This is a genomic window from Piscinibacter sp. PDB1-1 (assembly GCF_056675995.1).
In genome coordinates this window covers 1,319,642-1,335,790 of sequence record NZ_JBWVZJ010000001.1, presented here as the reverse complement: position 1 = coordinate 1,335,790, position 16,149 = coordinate 1,319,642, and the positions used below count along the sequence as shown (strand labels likewise).

The window sequence follows — 16,149 nt, the reverse complement described above, 5'->3', positions numbered from 1 at the left end:
CAGCGACCGACAGACGGATCAACGAGACAGAGCATCATGGGAAAAGTCACCGGGTTCATGGAGTACGAGCGTCTGGAAGAGGGCTACGAGCCCGTCCAGAAGCGCCTGAAGAACTACAAGGAGTTCGTCATCGGTTTGGACAACGATGAATCGAAGATCCAAGGCGCACGCTGCATGGATTGCGGCACGCCGTTCTGCAACAGCGGCTGCCCGGTCAACAACATCATCCCGGACTTCAACGACCTGGTGTACCGGGGCGACTGGAAGAACGCGATCGAGGTCCTGCACTCGACCAACAACTTCCCCGAATTCACCGGCCGAATCTGCCCCGCGCCCTGCGAGGCTGCCTGCACGCTCAACGTCAACGACGACGCGGTGGGAATCAAGAGCATCGAGCACGCCATCATCGACCGCGCCTGGGCCGAGGGCTGGGTGCAGCCGCGCCTTCCCAAGGCCAAGACGGGCAAGAAGGTGGCGGTCGTGGGCTCCGGCCCCGCCGGCATGGCTGCCGCACAGCAACTGGCGCGCGCCGGCCACGACGTGACGGTGTTCGAGAAGAACGATCGCGTGGGTGGCCTGCTGCGTTACGGCATCCCCGACTTCAAGATGGAGAAGTTGCACATCGACCGCCGCGTGGCGCAGATGGAGCAAGAGGGCGTGGTCTTCAGAACCAGCGTGCTCGTGGGCAAGATGCCCGAGGGCAGCAAGGTCACCAACTGGGCCAAGGAAACCATCTCGGGTGACGAGCTGAAGCAGCAGTTCGACGCCGTGCTGCTGGCGGGTGGTTCCGAACAGTCACGCGACCTGCCAGTGCCTGGGCGCGAGCTCGAAGGTGTTCACTATGCGATGGAGTTTCTGCCGCAGCAGAACAAGATCAACGCCGGCGACAAGCTGAAAGACCAGCTGCGCGCCGACGGCAAGAACGTCGTCGTGATCGGTGGCGGTGACACCGGCAGCGACTGCGTGGGCACCAGCAACCGCCACGGTGCCACGAGCGTCGTCCAGTTTGAACTGATGCCCATGCCCCCCGAGCAAGAAGACAAGCCGCTCGTGTGGCCCTACTGGCCGATCAAGCTGCGCACCAGCTCCAGCCACGAAGAAGGCTGCGAACGCGAGTTCGCCATTGCCACCAAGGAGTTCATTGCCGGCGAGGGCAAGGACAAAGGCAAGGTCAAGGCTCTGAAGGCCGTGCGCGTGGAGTGGCAGGGCGGCAAGATGGTCGAGGTGGCCGGCAGCGAACAGATCATCCCTGCTGACCTCGTCTTGCTGGCGATGGGTTTTGTGAACCCGGTATCGACGATGTTGGAATCGTTCGGAGTCGACAAGGACGCGCGTGGGAACGCGAAGGCCACGACCGACTTCACAGGCGGCTACTCGACGAATGTCGCCAAGGTGTTCGCGGCTGGCGATGTACGCCGTGGGCAGTCTCTCGTGGTGTGGGCCATCCGCGAAGGGCGGCAGGCGGCGCGGGCGGTGGACGAGTTCTTGATGGGGGCGAGTGACCTGCCTCGATGAGGTTTCGCTTGCGGCAAGTATCTTGCCGGCCCCGGGCGCCCCGGTACCACCCGTTTCGCGTGTTTGTCCCCCTGCCGAACCGCTTCCGTGATGCCGACAAGCGGCGGGTCTGAGGGGACGCTCGGTACGTTGGGTGAGTGACCGACTAGCCAGAATCTGTCTACGCAATCAGATTCTGCTGAACCATGGTGCCCATATCCAACTCCGCCCTCGCCATTCGTACTCGCTGTCAGCGACGAGGTGGCCGAGTTCGGCATTTGCGTCGAGGCTTCACCTTGATCGAGGTCATGATCGTTGTCGCAATTGTGGCGATCTTGGCGGCAATTGCTGTTCCTTCGTATACAGACTATTTGCGGCGTGGGCAGGTTGTCGAAGCGTTCACCTTCTTGGCTGAGTACAAGGTCAAGATGGAGCAGTACTACCAAGACAATCGCAACTACGGTACGACGGATTGTGTGGATGTGAATACGCCCACCGGTTGGAGCTTCTCGTCGACCGCTGCGCGCCACTTCACGTTCAGTTGCGCGTTGGCCGGCGCAACCGCTGGCGGCGGCCGTCAAGCTTACGTGATTACAGCCACGGGCTCGTCAGGTCGCGCATCTGGTCATGTCTACGCCCTAGATATCACGCAGAGCTCCGCGAACCAGAAGCAGACATCGGAGTTCAAGGGTGGTGCTGTGACCAAGAACTGTTGGCTTGTGAAAGGTGACGAATGCTAGGCCTGCAAGTCAGGCAAGCATTTCAGCGAGGCATGACCCTCGTTGAACTTATGGTCACCTTGGCCTTGGCTGCCATTCTGATGTTTGCCGTTGCGCCGAGCATTGGCACATGGCTGCACAACCTCTCAGCTCGCAACGCAACCGAATCGCTGGTTAGTGGCTTGCAGCGAGCGCGAACGGAGGCAGTGCGGCGCAATGCGCCCATGCGGTTCTCCCTTGTCTCGCTGGCTAGTCCGTCTGTGATGGACAACAGTTGCGCTTTGTCAGCGACGTCGGGTTCGTGGGTCATCAGCCAGGCGGACCCAGCAGGGAAGTGCGCTGCCGCGGCCTCCGACTCCGTAGATCCGTTCATCGTGGATGCGCACCCGATAGGTGACGGCGGAAGGAACGCCACCGTCGCTGCTCTTCAAGGTGACGGTACGAGTGGCGCAGACACAGTGACATTCGACGCTTATGGTCGCATCGTGGGCACGACCGGCATTGCTCGAATCGACATCAGCCCGGCAAGTGGCACAGCCGACGCACGCCCCTTGCGAATCCTGATCGCGCCGGGTGGTGCGGCGCGTAGCTGTGATCCCAACGCGAGCATCGCCACTTCAGACCCGCGACACTGCTGAGAACATTCATGAGAACAGGCCACCATGTATCGAGGCGTCGACCTTCAAGCCTTCGGGGCTTTGCCCTGCTGGAGGCGTTGGTTGGCCTATTGATCTTCTCGATTGGAATATTGGCGCTCGTCGGTGTGCAGTCCGTGATGACTCGTGCGCAGACGGCCTCCAAATACCGCGCAGATGCCGCCGCGCTCGCCGGTGAACTTGTCGGGGCGATGTGGTCCGATCTGCCGAATGTCGCTAGCTACGACAGTGCTCTCTGCGCAAGTTATGGACGCTGCGGCGACTGGGAGGCGAAGGTCGCGAGGGAATTGCCTGGCGGTGCTGCGACGGTGACGGTCAGCAGTGGCACCGTCAGTATCACGATCACGTGGACTGCGCCTGACGAGACCGTTGCATCTCGGTACGTCACCGTGACGGCGGTGCAGGCGTGAAGCGCATGCGCATAAGACTCGCCAGTTCCGCTTCGCTGAAGCGCGGACCACGTGCCGCAGTGCGTGGTGTGACGTTGATCGAGTTGATGGTTGGTATGGCCATTGGCTTGATCTCCGTGGTCATCATCACCCAGGTGCTCGCGCTCGCGGAAGGCCAAAAGCGGACCACTGCGACCGGTTCCGAAGCCCAGGTCAATGGCGCACTGGCACTCAATGCGCTCCAAAGAGATGTGCAGATGGCCGGGTACGGTTTCGCAGCGACCCGAAATCTGCTGGGCTGTCCGGTGCATGCATCGCGGGGTGGCGTCAGCAGGACATGGACGTTGGCCCCCGTGACCATTACCAATGGTGGAGCGAACGGCGAGCCCGACACACTCTCCGTGCTGTGGAGCGCCAATCTCAGCCCATCCTTGCCGACCCGAATCGTCGAGAACCATCCTGCCGACGCGACGGAATTCCTAGTGTCCAACTCCGTCGGGCTGAACGCGGGTGATCTCATGGTGGCGGTCCCTGAAGTCATCGACCCGGCAACGGCCTGGTGCTCCGCTTTCAGCTCCACTGCCGTCACGAGTGATGCGGCTGGGTATCACGTGGCACACACCGTCAACACGACGACCGGCGTCTGGAACCAGGATCCATCGACGACGATCTTCCCGACCGGTGGCTACGACGCCGGTGGCTACTTGGTCAATATCGGGCGCCTCATGGGGCGAACATACTCGGTAAGCGCCTCTCGCGCTCTGCAGGTGAGTGAGCTCGACAGTCAGGATGGAATCGATGCGGGAGCCGCGAGAGAGTTGTACCCCGAGGTCGTGAATTTTCAGGCCCTGTACGGGAGAGACACCGACGGGAACGGCGTGGTTGACACTTACGACACCACCACACCAACGAACGCGGTTCAATGGAGTCGTGTGTTGGCGGTGCGGGTGGCCATCGTGACGCGCGGTACTCAGTACGAGAAGGAGCAAGTGACCTTTGCTGAGCCCACATGGGATGTGGGTAGCAGTGTCACGGCGGAGGGCGCAGTGACGTGCGGTTCGAGCAACTGCATCACGCTCAAGGTCGACGGGTTACCCGATTGGACGCACTACCGATACAAGGTCTATGACACGCTCGTTCCGGTGCGTAACGTTTTATGGGGCTCGTGATGAACACCAGAGAAATTTTCGTGATCTGGAAACGCGCACGCGGCCAGCGCGGGGTGTCGTTGATATTTTCGCTGATTGCGTTGGCTGTGTTGTCGCTGGCGACCATGGCTCTTGTCCGCTCCGTTGATACGGGGACCCTCATCCTGGGCAACGTCGGGTTCAAACGTGATGCCCTGGCTGCCGCAGATCAAGGTGCAGAACAAGCCATTGCCTTCATTGGCAGTTCTGTGACGGGTGCCTTACTCGACAGCAACCAGTCGGGGGAGGGTTACTTCGCCAGCAACATCAATCGTCTTGATGCCGCAGGTAATAGCAGCAGTGTCACGAACCGCGCGGTCATAGACTGGAATGGAGATAGCTGCGCATCGTATCCATCGGGGACATTCACGGGTGGATGCGTGACACCGCACACGGGCACAGCAGTCAATGGCAATCAGGTTCAGTACGTGATTACGCGCTTGTGCCCAGGCGTCGGGCCTGCAAATGCTGGCAGCAACGATTGCTCGATCACCATGGGCAACGAAGGCGAAAGCAATTCGCGCGGCGGGTTCGACTACCGGAAGTACGAGCGGTTCAAACCTTCAGGCGGCGGCAGCACCTACTTCCGAATCATTGTTCGCGTTCTCGGTGCTCGCAATGCGGTGAGCATTACCGAGACAGTGGTTCATTTCTAAGCGATTTCTGGCTCAGCCATGTTTGAGGTGAGGTTCCCTATGAAGAACAGTGCAGCCAACGTCTTACTATTCAAGCTCGGAACTGTGGGTCTGGTTTTGGCTATGAACTCAAGCGGGGCTTCCGCAGCACCAGCCGACCTCTCTAACGTGCCACCGACTGTTCTGACAACCACGACAGTCCGATCGAACTTGATGTTCATCCTGGATGACTCTCTGAGTATGGAGAGAGACTACATCCCTGAAGATGTCGGGGATAGGCGGGCAAGACGGTGCTTCGCGTACTCTGGATACAACTATGCGTTCTTCGACCCTTCGGTGAGTTATGCGGTGCCTGTGGATAGTGCTGGAGCAAACTATCCCGCAGCGACTTTCACAGGTGTTTACTCGGATGGATTCCACAGAACTGGGACGCCAATCAATCTTGAGAATCGCTCGAATCTAAGTACTAGCTCGACGACGTTGAATACGTCGACGTCCGCACCGATCATCAACGGCCCAACCGTGTGTGGGCGCTCGAATCAACCGGCCTGCTCCCTCGCCGGCTCCGATAGCACAAGCTCAAGCTCATCGGATGGTTTGACAACAGAAGTGCGAACCGTGGTAACAAAGACGCGTGGTAATGCGCCAAGCCTTACATGTGGCAACACGAACAACAGCTGCACCATTACAACAACCACAACGACCACTACCACAATTTCGGGGAAGCCCTATTGGGTAACGCTCAACAGCGGAGCGACCAATGTTTGCACTGACACGATCGGTACGTCGAGCACCGACGCAAGCTACACGCCTGTCTATCAAATCACGGACAGTGTCCAGCGGCAAAACTATGCCAATTGGTATCAGTACTACAGAACCCGCATGCTCGCGATGCGAAGTGCCTCGGGCCAGGTATTTGCCGGGATTGATGCATCGCGTTTTCGCGTCGGGTTTACTACTATTAGTAGTAGTACAAGTGCAAACACGGCTAACACCTCCGAGTTTCTACGCATTGGCGACTTCGATGCAGGCTCTGGGGCGACGTCTCAGAAAGCACTTTTCTATACAGCTTTGTATGGGCAAAACCCAAATGGAACAACACCTCTTCGACCTGCGTTGAACAAGGTTGGGAAGTATTTTGCAAAGCGACTGTCCAATCAGACGACCGACCCGGTCCAGTACTCATGCCAGCGCAACTATGCGTTGCTGTCTACGGATGGTTACTGGAACACTTCGAACGAGGGCTCAGGATTCACGCCAACGCGGCTGGACGGAACGACGCCTATTGGAGATCAAGATGGCGGTTCGACAGCGCGTCCAATGCTTGACATTCACGGTGCGCGAAATTCATTGGCCGATATGGCCAGGTATTACTACACCACGGATATTCGAACGCCAGCTTTGAACAACTGCACCGGTTCTGAAGGGGTCGACGTGTGTGCGAACCGTGATCCGACGCCTGGCGATGCGACACCGATCTTTCAGTTCATGACCACATATTCGCTTGGTCTGGGTGTGCCTGGGGTTTTGAACTATCGTAGCGATTACAAGACGGCGACATCCGGAGATTACTTTGATATCGTCGCAGGTACTAAGAATTGGCCGGATCCTTTAAGTTCGTCGAACAGTGGGAATCCCAACTCTAGCAACGACGTCAAGGCGCGCATTGATGATCTTTGGCACGCTGCTGTCAACGGTGGCGGCATGTACTACAGCGCCCGCAATCCCGGCGAGTTGGTTGCTGGCCTCACTGATGCGCTACAAAAGATCGACGCCGTTGGGGGCTCCTCGTCGGCCGCCTCGACCAGTACGCTGCGTCCTGTACCGGGGGATGACTGGGTGTTTATCCCGTCTTACGAAACCCAGACGTGGGTTGGTGATGTGGGTGCCTACCGCTTCAGCATAGACTCCGCAGGCCGGATCGGAGTGTCGAACACATCGATCTGGAAATTGAGCGAGACCTTGGCGGCCCAAGCCAGTCGGTCAATCTACTTCTTTGATTCGTCCGCGACGAACCGGCTCACCCAATTCACGTTCGACAACCTGTCGACAGCACAACAAGCGTATTTCAACAATCTCTGCGTGGCGCCGTACAAGTTGAGTCAATGTACGTCACTCATCGCTAACGGGATCGACAACAAGGTCACGGGCGCCAACGTTGTGAGCTACCTGGGAGGTTCCAGGGCGTACGAGATGTCGCAATCAGTGGCGACTGATCGAGTGTTCCGCACGCGCCAATCCAAGTCGAACGTGTGGACCCCGCTCGGGGACGTCATCAACGCGTCGCCTGCATACGTGCGTCTACCACCGTTCGCATACACAGATGCGGGCTACCAAGCGTTCAAGGCGGCGAATCAGGGCCGGACGGCCATGCTGTATGTGGCGGCCAACGATGGCATGTTGCACGCGGTTCGAGCGTCGGATGGTCATGAGGAGTGGGCCTTCGTACCCACGCAGCTCATGCCCAACCTCTATCACTTGGCCAACGAGGACTACGGCAACGACCACCGATTTTTTGCCGATGGTTCGCCGATCGTTGCCGACGTCTACGACCCCGACAGCACCGCGACGATCAAGTGGCGCACGATTCTCGTCGCTGGGTTCCGTCAGGGTGGTCGCGGCTACTATGCACTTGATGTCACCGACCCGACGTCGCCCAAGGCATTGTGGGAGTTCACCGACGCAGACATGGGCTACACCTACGGCGAGCCTGTGATCACCAAGGACAAGACCGGCCGGTGGGTGGTGGCGCTCACCTCGGGCTATAACAACACCGCGGGAGACGGCAACGGCCATCTGTATGTACTCGATGCCATGACAGGCACCACTGTGCGCACGCGCATTGACACCAACACCGCGACCTCGACGCCGGCAGGCACCGCAACTTCGCCGAGCAATCTGGGCAAGATCAACGCTTGGGTCGAACGCGAAACGGACAACACGGCATTGCGCATCTATGGCGGCGACATGCTCGGCAATGTGTGGCGCTTCGACTTCGACGACAACGTGGCTCCGACAGGGAACGAAGCTACCGTGGTTGGCGTAGCGACGAGCGATGCGGGCGGTACTCGCCAACCCATTACTACGCAGCCGCTTTTGCATCAGGTGTCGTCTGGTACCAATAGCTATGCTGTCGTCACGGTCGGCACGGGGCGCTATCTTGGCGCTACAGACCTGACCAGCACTCAGGTGCAGTCCATCTATTCGATCAAGGACTCATTGGGAACCAGCGGCCTGGGCGTGCTGCGCTCCAATGTCGCAATGGTTCGGCAGACCATCGACGCCACAACGCACACGACCGGAGCGTCCTCCCCGACGGTGGATTGGAACTCCAACGTGGGCTGGTTCGCAGATTTCCCCAGTTCGGGCGAGCGGGTGAATGTCGATATGGACATCCAGTTGGACATCATTACCGTTCCGACGACGATTCCGACGGCGACTGCATGTTCTCCTGGTGGCTCGTCCTATCTGTATTACTTCAGTAGTGCGAATGGCGCAGTGCTGGACAGCACTCCGAGTTCGACGCCAATTGTCGGTATTACGACCTTGATCGAAGGGTCCAATACCACCAACCCTCAAACCATCACGCTGACGACGAACAGTGACCGGTCAATCAGACGCGTGGTGCGTCCGGACACACCGGGCGCTACACCAGGAGGCGTCAATTTGAAGCGCACTTCTTGGCGTGAACTGGTCAACTGAAAGGGCGACCTCAGTGAGGCAGTGGTTCTGAGGCACGGTAGTGAACCGCGGAGGCCATGAATCGGGCTGAAGCTAGGGCGTCTTGTGCGCTCATGGCGGTGGCGGTCCATCTGACGATCCTACTGGCGTTGGATGTTGAGCGGGACTCCCGCGAACGATTGGGGCGCGGGAACTCAGGATCGCGGGCCGTGGCCATGCAGGTGAGAACCCTTCCCGTGCCAATTGCCCCGCCGGATTTGAGCGTGGCGGTGGCCACTGATGTTCAGGGGCCACTCCTCCCAGCCGCGGCCTTGGCCATCCCGCCTGTCAGAGTTGAAGATCTCCCAGCTCTCGCCACCGAGCCTTCGGAGCGCGAGTTCCAGGCGAACCAGTCGCTCATGGCGGAAGCCCCGTTCATGCCGCGCGCCGAGCAAACGGTTGGTCCGACGCCAGAAACACCTGTTGTTATCGACTACCCCCACTTTGCGGAGGACTCGGGGCGCTACTCGACAAGGATCACCTTGTTCATTGATGACCAGGGTGTTGTCAAGCGGGTTGAGTTCGACGACCCCGATCTCCCGCCGCCGCTACGCGACGCGATTCTGACTGCGTTCATGTCGACTCGATTTCTGCCAGGGCAAGTTGACGGTCAGCCCGTACGTTCTCGCATGCGCATCGAAGTGAACTTTGGCGCGAATCGAGGCTCGGGCTGAAGGGCGCGTTCTACGCGACCCGCGTCACACTTCGCCACTACATCACCATGTCAGAATGCGCCGACACTTCGTGCGTGGGTACTTCCCAAATTTGCACATTGGGAGTTGATCCTTGCACCGACATCTGTAATGCCCAACCCATTCATTGAGTTTCGCCACGTCACCTGCGGCTACGGCGACCGAGTCATCCTCGAAGACGTCAACCTCACCGTTCCACGTGGAAAAGTTCTCGCTTTGATGGGTACTTCGGGCGGTGGCAAGACCACCGTGCTCCGCCTCATCGGGCGTCAACTTCAACCGATGAAGGGCCAGGTGCTGTTCGACGGCACGGACATGGCCACGCTCGACAGCGCGGGGCTGCAGGCGGCGCGGCGGCGCATGGGCATGCTCTTTCAGTTCGGGGCGCTGTTCACGGACCTCACTGTGTTCGAGAACGTTGCCTTCCCGCTTCGCGAGCACACGAACCTCACGGAGTCGATGATTCGCGACCTCGTGCTGATGAAGCTCAACGCAGTGGGCTTGCGCGGTGCGCGTGACTTGCTGCCGTCGCAGATCTCCGGCGGAATGGCGCGTCGGGTGGCGCTCGCGCGGGCGATTGCGCTGGACCCCGACTTGATCATGTACGACGAGCCTTTCGCGGGGCTCGACCCGATTTCGATGAGCGTGGCCGCCACGCTCATCAAGGACTTGAATGCGGCGCTCGGGGTCACCAGCATCATCGTGTCGCACGATGTGGACGAGACCTTCCTCATTGCCGACCATGTGGTGTTCATCGCCAACGGCCGCATCGCCGCACAAGGTACACCGGCCGAGATGCGCGCGAGCGACGACCCGTTGGTGCGCCAGTTCGTGAGCGGGCAGGCCGATGGGCCGGTGCGCTTTCACTACTCTGCTTCACCGATGGCTGAAGACTTTCGAATCGGGGCGGGTCGATGAACTGGCTCAACCCGGCGGTGCTCGGTTTTGCGGTGCGCTCCAAGCTGGCGGATGTCGGCGCGGGGTCGCGCTTGTTTGCGCGCTTGCTCGCGCTGGCCGGCCCGGCATTCCGCCGGTTCGGGCTGGTGGTCGATCAACTCTTCTTCTTGGGCAACCGATCGCTGTCGATCATCACGGTGTCGGGCCTGTTCGTTGGCTTCGTGCTCGCGCTGCAGGGGTACTACACCTTGCAGCGCTATGGCTCGGCCGAGGCCGTGGGTCTCTTGGTGGCCTTGTCGTTGGTGCGTGAGCTCGGCCCGGTGGTCACGGCGCTGCTGTTTGCTGGCCGCGCGGGGACATCGCTGACGGCCGAGATCGGGTTGATGAAGGCCGGCGAGCAGTTGGCGGCGATGGAGATGATGGCCGTCGACCCGGTGCAGCGCGTGCTGGCACCGCGCTTCTGGGCAGGTGTTCTCGCCATGCCCTTGCTGGCGGCGGTGTTCAGCGCGGTGGGCATCCTGGGCGGGTGGCTGGTCGCCGTGCCGATGATCGGTATCGATGCCGGCAGCTTCTGGTCGCAGATGCAGGGCGGTGTCGCCGTCTGGGCCGACGTGGGCAATGGCGTGGTCAAGAGCGTCGTGTTCGGCTTCACGGTAACCTTCATCGCTTTGCTGCAGGGCTATGCCTGCCGCCCCACGCCAGAAGGCGTGTCGGCTGCGACAACGCGCACCGTGGTGATGGCCTCGCTGGCTGTGTTGGCGCTCGATTTCGTCTTGACGGCGATGATGTTCTCGATTTGACTTGAATGAATGATGGAGCGATGACGATGCAAAACTCTCGTCACGACGTGTGGGTGGGCTTGTTCGTGCTGATCGGTGCGGCGGCGGTGCTGTTTCTGGCGCTCAAGGCCGGCAACCTGTTGTCGCTGAACTTTGGTGAAACCTATGAGGTGGCCGCCAAGTTCGACAACATCGGTGGTTTGAAGCCGCGCGCTGCCGTGAAGAGCGCTGGCGTGGTGGTGGGGCGTGTCGAATCGATCGGCTTTGACGACAAGTCTTACCAGGCGCGTGTGGTATTGCAGATGGACAAGCGCTTCGCTTTCCCGAAGGACAGCTCCGCCAAGATCCTCACATCTGGTCTGCTCGGCGAGCAGTACCTGGGGTTGGAGCCGGGTGCCGACGAGAAGAACCTGTCTGCGGGAGACACCATCACGCAAACCCAGTCGGCCGTGGTGCTCGAGAACATCATCAGCCAGTTCCTGTACAGCAAGGCTGCCGACGGTGGCTCGGCCTCGCCAGCACCCGCTCAGGCACCCGCACCTGCAGGGGCCGTCAAGAAGTGATGCGTCAGTTTGTATTGGGGGTCGGGGTATCGGGGCTGGCATTTCTTGCCGGTTGCGCCACCACGGGTGCCAGCGCTCCGGGCGAACCACTCCAGCCCAAGACGGCGGCCCAGAAGATCGACCCCTGGGAGGGCTGGAACCGCAAGGTCTACGCCTTCAACGATGCGCTGGACGAAGCCGTGCTCAAGCCGGTGGCGACCGCCTACACCAAGGCCGTGCCCCAACCCATCCGCCAGGGCGTGACCAATTTCTTCGGCAATGTGTCGGATGTTTGGTCGGCGGTGAACAACCTCTTGCAGGGAAAGGTGGCAGCGGGGTTCGAAGACGCGTTTCGCGTCGGCACCAACACGCTGTTTGGGCTGGGCGGGTTCTTCGACATCGCCAGCGATCTCGGTCTTGAAAAGCGGGGCGAGGATTTCGGCCAGACGCTGGGCTCGTGGGGCATGGAGCCCGGGCCGTACATCGTGTGGCCCTTGCTGGGGCCGTCGTCCCTGCGCGAGTCGCTGGCGTTGCCGTTCGATATCCAGGCCACGCCCACGTTGGTCATCACTGATCAGGTTGGCGTCTGGGCGGTGGGTACGTTGCAGGTCGTGAACCAGCGAGCCAACCTGCTGGGTGCCACGCGCATGCTCGACGACATTGCGCTGGACAAGTACGCGTTCGTGCGCGACGCCTACCTGCAGCGCCGCCGCAGCCTCGTGTTCGATGGCAACCCGCCCGAACAGCCCGACGAGGCTGACGACCCCCCGGCGCAGGCGCCGGCCCCCGCGGCCTCGGGCATCTGATTTGCCGCAGTAGCGCAATGTTGCTGTGATGTAAGGCTGCCAACCGGGCGGCCTGCGCGGCGTTAACTGGCTGAACTCGTCCTTGCGGACGTGCTCCAATCCAGCACCGGGCCGGTCTGCCCATGCAATACAGAAGGAACCACATGCTTCGTCAACGTTTCACATCATGGATTTCGGCCGCTGCGCTCTCGTTCGCGGCATTGGGCGCCGCGCAGGCGCAGCAAGCCCCCGACGCGCTGGTCAAGCAGGTCTCGAACGAGGTGCTGGAGGCGGCCAAGGCCGACAAGTCCATCCAGGTCGGTGACGTCAACAAGGTGATGGCCCTGGTCGAGACCAAGGTCATGCCGCACGTCAACTTCCAGCGCATGACCTCGTCTGCGGTGGGCCGCTACTGGCGTCAGGCCACGCCCGCGCAGCAACAGCGCCTTCAAGAAGAATTCAAGACGCTGCTTGTGCGCACGTACTCGGGCGCCTTGGCCCAGGTGAAGGACCAGACCGTGCAACTCAAGCCCCTGCGCGCCAGCCCGACCGATACCGAGGTGATCGTGCGCAGTGAAGTGCGCGGCAAGGGTGACCCGATCCAGCTCGATTACCGCCTGGAGAAGTCTGCCAACACCTGGAAGATCTACGACGTGAACGTGATGGGCATCTGGCTGGTCGAGAACTACCGCAACACCTTTGCGCAGGAGATCAGCGCAGGCGGAATCGACGGCCTGATTGCCAAGCTGGCGGAGCGCAACAAGACTGCGGGCCAGACCAAGAGCTGAGCCCTCGGCTGGAGAATCCCCAAGTGCTGGTCTTACCCACCATCGTCACGACTGCGCAGGCCCGCGACACGCAACGCATGCTGTCGCAGGCCTTGCAGCACGACAGCAAGACGCAAACGGATGCGCAACTGACGATCGATGCGTCGGGCCTCCAGCAGTTCGATTCAGCGGCGCTTGCGGTGCTGCTCGAATGCCAGCGCCAAGCCGTGGCCTGGGGCCGCAGCGTGGTCGTGCGCAACGCGCCGCCCAAGCTGCGCGATCTGGCACGGCTCTATGGCGTTGATGCGCTGCTGATGCCTGCCGATTGATCCGGCCGCACGCGTGGGCCGTGGCCGCATCCCCGCGAGGGGCTCATGTCAATCCTGCGCCACGTAGCGCGTGTTGCGCAGATTGCGCTTGATGTCCTGCAGCGTCGAGCGCAACTCCTTGCCGAGCCGCAATGCCACGGCGGTGGTGAGTATGTCGATCACCATCAGGTGCAGCAGGCGAGACACCATCGGGCTGTATCGGTCGAAGTCTTCGGGGTGATCGACCGTCAGCAGGATCTGCTGCGCACCTGATTGCCCCATCTGCGCGAGCGGTGAGCCGCTGGTGGTGATGAAGATGGTGGTGGCGCCGCGTTTGCGCACGATCTCGGCCACATCCATCATGTCGCGGCTGCGCCCCGAGTTCGAGATGAGCACGGCGCAGTCGCCGGGCTTGAGCATGGTGGCGCTCATCACCTGCACATGGCTGTCGCTGATGGCAATGGCATTCACACCCAGGCGGAAGAACTTGTGCTGCGCGTCCTGCGCCACGATGCCCGAATTGCCCACGCCGTAGAACTCGACGCGCTGGCCGGCGCGGCCGGTGGCGGTGAGCGCTTCGATGGCGCGCTCGAAGGCGTGGCCCGCGGCGTCGTTGCGGTACCGGAGCAGGGCGCTCACCGCGTTGTCGATCACCTTCACGACGATGTCTTCGGTCTTGTCGTCTTCGTCCACGGCGCGATGAACGAAGGGCACGCCTTCGTTGACGCTGCCCGCGAGCTTGCGCTTGAAGTCACTCAACCCGTCGTAGCCCACGCTGCGGCAAAAACGCACCACCGTCGGCTTGCTCACGCTCGAGCGATCGGCCAGTTCGGCGACAGGCAGCGTGGCGAAGCTGCGTGGGTCGGCGAGCACGAGCCGCGCGACGCGTTGTTCAGCGGGTGGCAGGGCCGGGATGGAGGCGCGGATGCGATCGATCATGGTCATGGAGTTTTCGCCGGCGTGATGGCGGCGCATGCGCTCGCCGGATCGACTCGGGTTCCGAGGGGGCGGTGCATTGCCATCACTGCTCCTCGGACCATGCGAAGCCGTCGCGCGCCACCAGGGCGCTGGCGGCTGCTGGTCCCCAGGTGCCAGCAGCGTAGGGCCGCGGGCCGGTGGTGTCGTTCCGCCATACGCGCAAAATCGGCTCCACCCAGCGCCATGCCTGCTCCTGCTCATCGCTGCGCACGAAGAGGTTGAGCCGCCCGGCGATCGCATCGAGCAGCAGCCGCTCGTACGCGCCCACGCGGTTCTCGGCAAACGCCTTGTCGAAGTCGAGGTCGAGCGAGACGGGCGACAGCTTCTCCTGCTGCCCCGCGCCCTTGGCCGCCAGCAGGTGCAGCTCCAAGCCGTCTTCAGGCTGCAGGTTGATGACGAGCTTGTTGGGTTGGTTGTGTCCCGGGAAAATGTTGTGCGGTGTCGGGCGGAAGTTGACGACGATCTGCGCATCGCGCTCGGCCAGCCGCTTGCCGGTGCGCAGGTAGAACGGCACGCCGGCCCAGCGCCAGTTCTGGACCTCGGTGCGCAGCGCCACGAAGGTCTCGGTCTGGCTGGCCGGCGGTACCTTCACCTCTTGCAGGTAGCCGGGCACGGCCTGGCCGCCTGCCGTGCCGGCGCGGTACTGGCCGCGCACCACGTCGCGCGCCACGGTTTCGTCGGTAAAGGGTTTGAGCGAGCGCAGCACCTTGAGCTTTTCGTCGCGGATGGCGTCGGCGTCGTTCGAGGAGGGCGGCTCCATCGCCACCATCGTCAGCAACTGCAGCGCATGGTTCTGGATCATGTCGCGCAGCGCGCCAGTGCGGTCGTAGAAGTCACCGCGCGTGCCCACACCCAGGCCTTCGGCCAGCGTAATCTGGATGTTGGCGATGCTGTCGCGGCGCCACAGCGGCTCGAAGAGCGCGTTGCCGAAACGCAGCGCCATCAGGTTCTGGACCGACGGCTTGCCGAGGTAGTGGTCGATGCGCAGAGCCTGGGCTTCGCTGAAGGCCGAGCGCACCGCGCGGTTGATCTCCTGCGCGCTGGCCAGGTCGTGGCCGAGCGGCTTTTCGAGCACCACGCGGATGTGCGGCCCGTTCAGGCCGACAGCGCCCAACTGTTCACAGATCTGCGGAAAGAGGTGCGGGCTGGTGGCGAGGTACAGCACCGCCGTGTCGGCATTGCGCGACTCCAGCCAGCCCTTGAGCTTGGCGTAGTCGGCCGGCTGCGACAGATCCATGCGCATGTAGTGCAGCAGCTCGGCGAAGCGGGCGAACTCCTCGTCGCTCGGGCGCTTGGCGCCTTCGACGTCCTGAAAGCGCTCTTTCAGCCAGGCGCGATATTTGCCATCGCTCTGGTCATCACGTGCGACTGCGAGGATGCGCGCACCGGGGGGCAGCTTGCCGTGGCGGAACGCCTGGAACAGCGCGGGCATGAGCTTGCGCCAGGTGAGGTCGCCGGTACCGCCAAAGAACACCAGATCGAAAGACATGCGCGCGCCGAGCCCTGGATGTAATAAAGTTTCATGCAAATCATGCCGAAGTTTCCTCGCAGCGTCAAACTGCCGACCCTGTCGCGACAGCGCTGTGATGGCTCCGGTTCCA

16 protein-coding genes are annotated in these 16,149 nt (G+C 61.5%); 14 read left to right on the top strand and 2 right to left on the bottom strand.

The genetic code is table 11. The features are described from left to right. Window positions 1–36 precede the first annotated feature (36 nt). From AC1KAR_RS06080 to AC1KAR_RS06015, 14 genes are all read left to right on the top strand, one after another. Complete coding sequence (locus AC1KAR_RS06080) at window positions 37–1,515, top strand: glutamate synthase subunit beta (RefSeq protein WP_480315547.1); 1,479 nt, start codon at window positions 37–39, stop codon at window positions 1,513–1,515. A 257-nt stretch (window positions 1,516–1,772) separates the two neighbouring features. Then, window positions 1,773–2,234, top strand: coding sequence for a type IV pilin protein (locus tag AC1KAR_RS06075; protein WP_480317775.1), 462 nt, complete (start codon window positions 1,773–1,775; stop codon window positions 2,232–2,234). After that, the gene (locus AC1KAR_RS06070; protein WP_480315545.1) at window positions 2,228–2,851 is read left to right on the top strand and encodes a GspH/FimT family pseudopilin; all 624 of its coding nucleotides are present in this window, start codon (window positions 2,228–2,230) and stop codon (window positions 2,849–2,851) included. Before AC1KAR_RS06075 ends, AC1KAR_RS06070 begins: the two co-directional genes overlap by 7 nt. Before the next feature lie 8 nt (window positions 2,852–2,859). After that, the gene (locus tag AC1KAR_RS06065; RefSeq protein ID WP_480315543.1) at window positions 2,860–3,279 is read left to right on the top strand and encodes a type IV pilus modification PilV family protein; all 420 of its coding nucleotides are present in this window, start codon (window positions 2,860–2,862) and stop codon (window positions 3,277–3,279) included. 5 nt (window positions 3,280–3,284) lie between these two features. Beyond that, complete coding sequence (locus AC1KAR_RS06060; protein ID WP_480315541.1) at window positions 3,285–4,427, top strand: PilW family protein; 1,143 nt, start codon at window positions 3,285–3,287, stop codon at window positions 4,425–4,427. Further along, window positions 4,427–5,101, top strand: a complete 675-nt coding sequence (locus AC1KAR_RS06055) for a pilus assembly PilX family protein (protein ID WP_480315539.1) — start codon at window positions 4,427–4,429, stop codon at window positions 5,099–5,101. Before AC1KAR_RS06060 ends, AC1KAR_RS06055 begins: the two co-directional genes overlap by 1 nt. Before the next feature lie 1,299 nt (window positions 5,102–6,400). Continuing rightward, entirely contained in the window at window positions 6,401–8,782 is a 2,382-nt protein-coding gene (locus tag AC1KAR_RS06050; protein WP_480315537.1) for a pilus assembly protein, read from the top strand. Window positions 8,783–8,970: 188 nt separating this feature from the next. After that, entirely contained in the window at window positions 8,971–9,474 is a 504-nt protein-coding gene (locus AC1KAR_RS06045) for an energy transducer TonB (protein ID WP_480315535.1), read from the top strand. 129 nt (window positions 9,475–9,603) lie between these two features. After that, window positions 9,604–10,410 (top strand): ABC transporter ATP-binding protein, encoded by an 807-nt coding sequence (locus tag AC1KAR_RS06040; RefSeq protein WP_480315533.1) that lies wholly within the window; start codon window positions 9,604–9,606, stop codon window positions 10,408–10,410. Further along, window positions 10,407–11,189: a lipid asymmetry maintenance ABC transporter permease subunit MlaE gene (gene mlaE, locus AC1KAR_RS06035; protein WP_480315531.1), complete on the top strand. Its 783-nt coding sequence runs from the start codon at window positions 10,407–10,409 to the stop codon at window positions 11,187–11,189. The genes AC1KAR_RS06040 and mlaE overlap by 4 nt, the downstream gene beginning before the upstream one ends. Window positions 11,190–11,215: 26 nt before the next feature. Next, window positions 11,216–11,731 carry an outer membrane lipid asymmetry maintenance protein MlaD gene (gene mlaD / locus AC1KAR_RS06030; RefSeq protein ID WP_480315529.1) on the top strand — a complete coding sequence of 172 codons (516 nt, stop codon included), beginning with the start codon at window positions 11,216–11,218 and terminating at the stop codon, window positions 11,729–11,731. Further along, the gene (locus tag AC1KAR_RS06025; protein ID WP_480315527.1) at window positions 11,731–12,516 is read left to right on the top strand and encodes an MlaA family lipoprotein; all 786 of its coding nucleotides are present in this window, start codon (window positions 11,731–11,733) and stop codon (window positions 12,514–12,516) included. The genes mlaD and AC1KAR_RS06025 overlap by 1 nt, the downstream gene beginning before the upstream one ends. A 143-nt stretch (window positions 12,517–12,659) precedes the next feature. Next, window positions 12,660–13,283 (top strand): MlaC/ttg2D family ABC transporter substrate-binding protein, encoded by a 624-nt coding sequence (locus tag AC1KAR_RS06020; RefSeq protein WP_480315525.1) that lies wholly within the window; start codon window positions 12,660–12,662, stop codon window positions 13,281–13,283. A gap of 23 nt (window positions 13,284–13,306) precedes the next feature. Next, window positions 13,307–13,591 carry an STAS domain-containing protein gene (locus tag AC1KAR_RS06015; protein ID WP_480315523.1) on the top strand — a complete coding sequence of 95 codons (285 nt, stop codon included), beginning with the start codon at window positions 13,307–13,309 and terminating at the stop codon, window positions 13,589–13,591. A 48-nt stretch (window positions 13,592–13,639) separates the two neighbouring features. On the opposite strand, the gene AC1KAR_RS06010 is transcribed toward AC1KAR_RS06015, so the two are convergent. Together AC1KAR_RS06010 and zwf are read right to left on the bottom strand one after the other, a co-directional pair. Then, the gene (locus AC1KAR_RS06010) at window positions 13,640–14,509 is read right to left on the bottom strand and encodes a MurR/RpiR family transcriptional regulator (protein WP_480317773.1); all 870 of its coding nucleotides are present in this window, start codon (window positions 14,507–14,509) and stop codon (window positions 13,640–13,642) included. 82 nt (window positions 14,510–14,591) lie between these two features. After that, window positions 14,592–16,037: a glucose-6-phosphate dehydrogenase gene (zwf, locus tag AC1KAR_RS06005; RefSeq protein WP_480315521.1), complete on the bottom strand. Its 1,446-nt coding sequence runs from the start codon at window positions 16,035–16,037 to the stop codon at window positions 14,592–14,594. Between the last annotated feature and the right edge of the window lie 112 nt (window positions 16,038–16,149).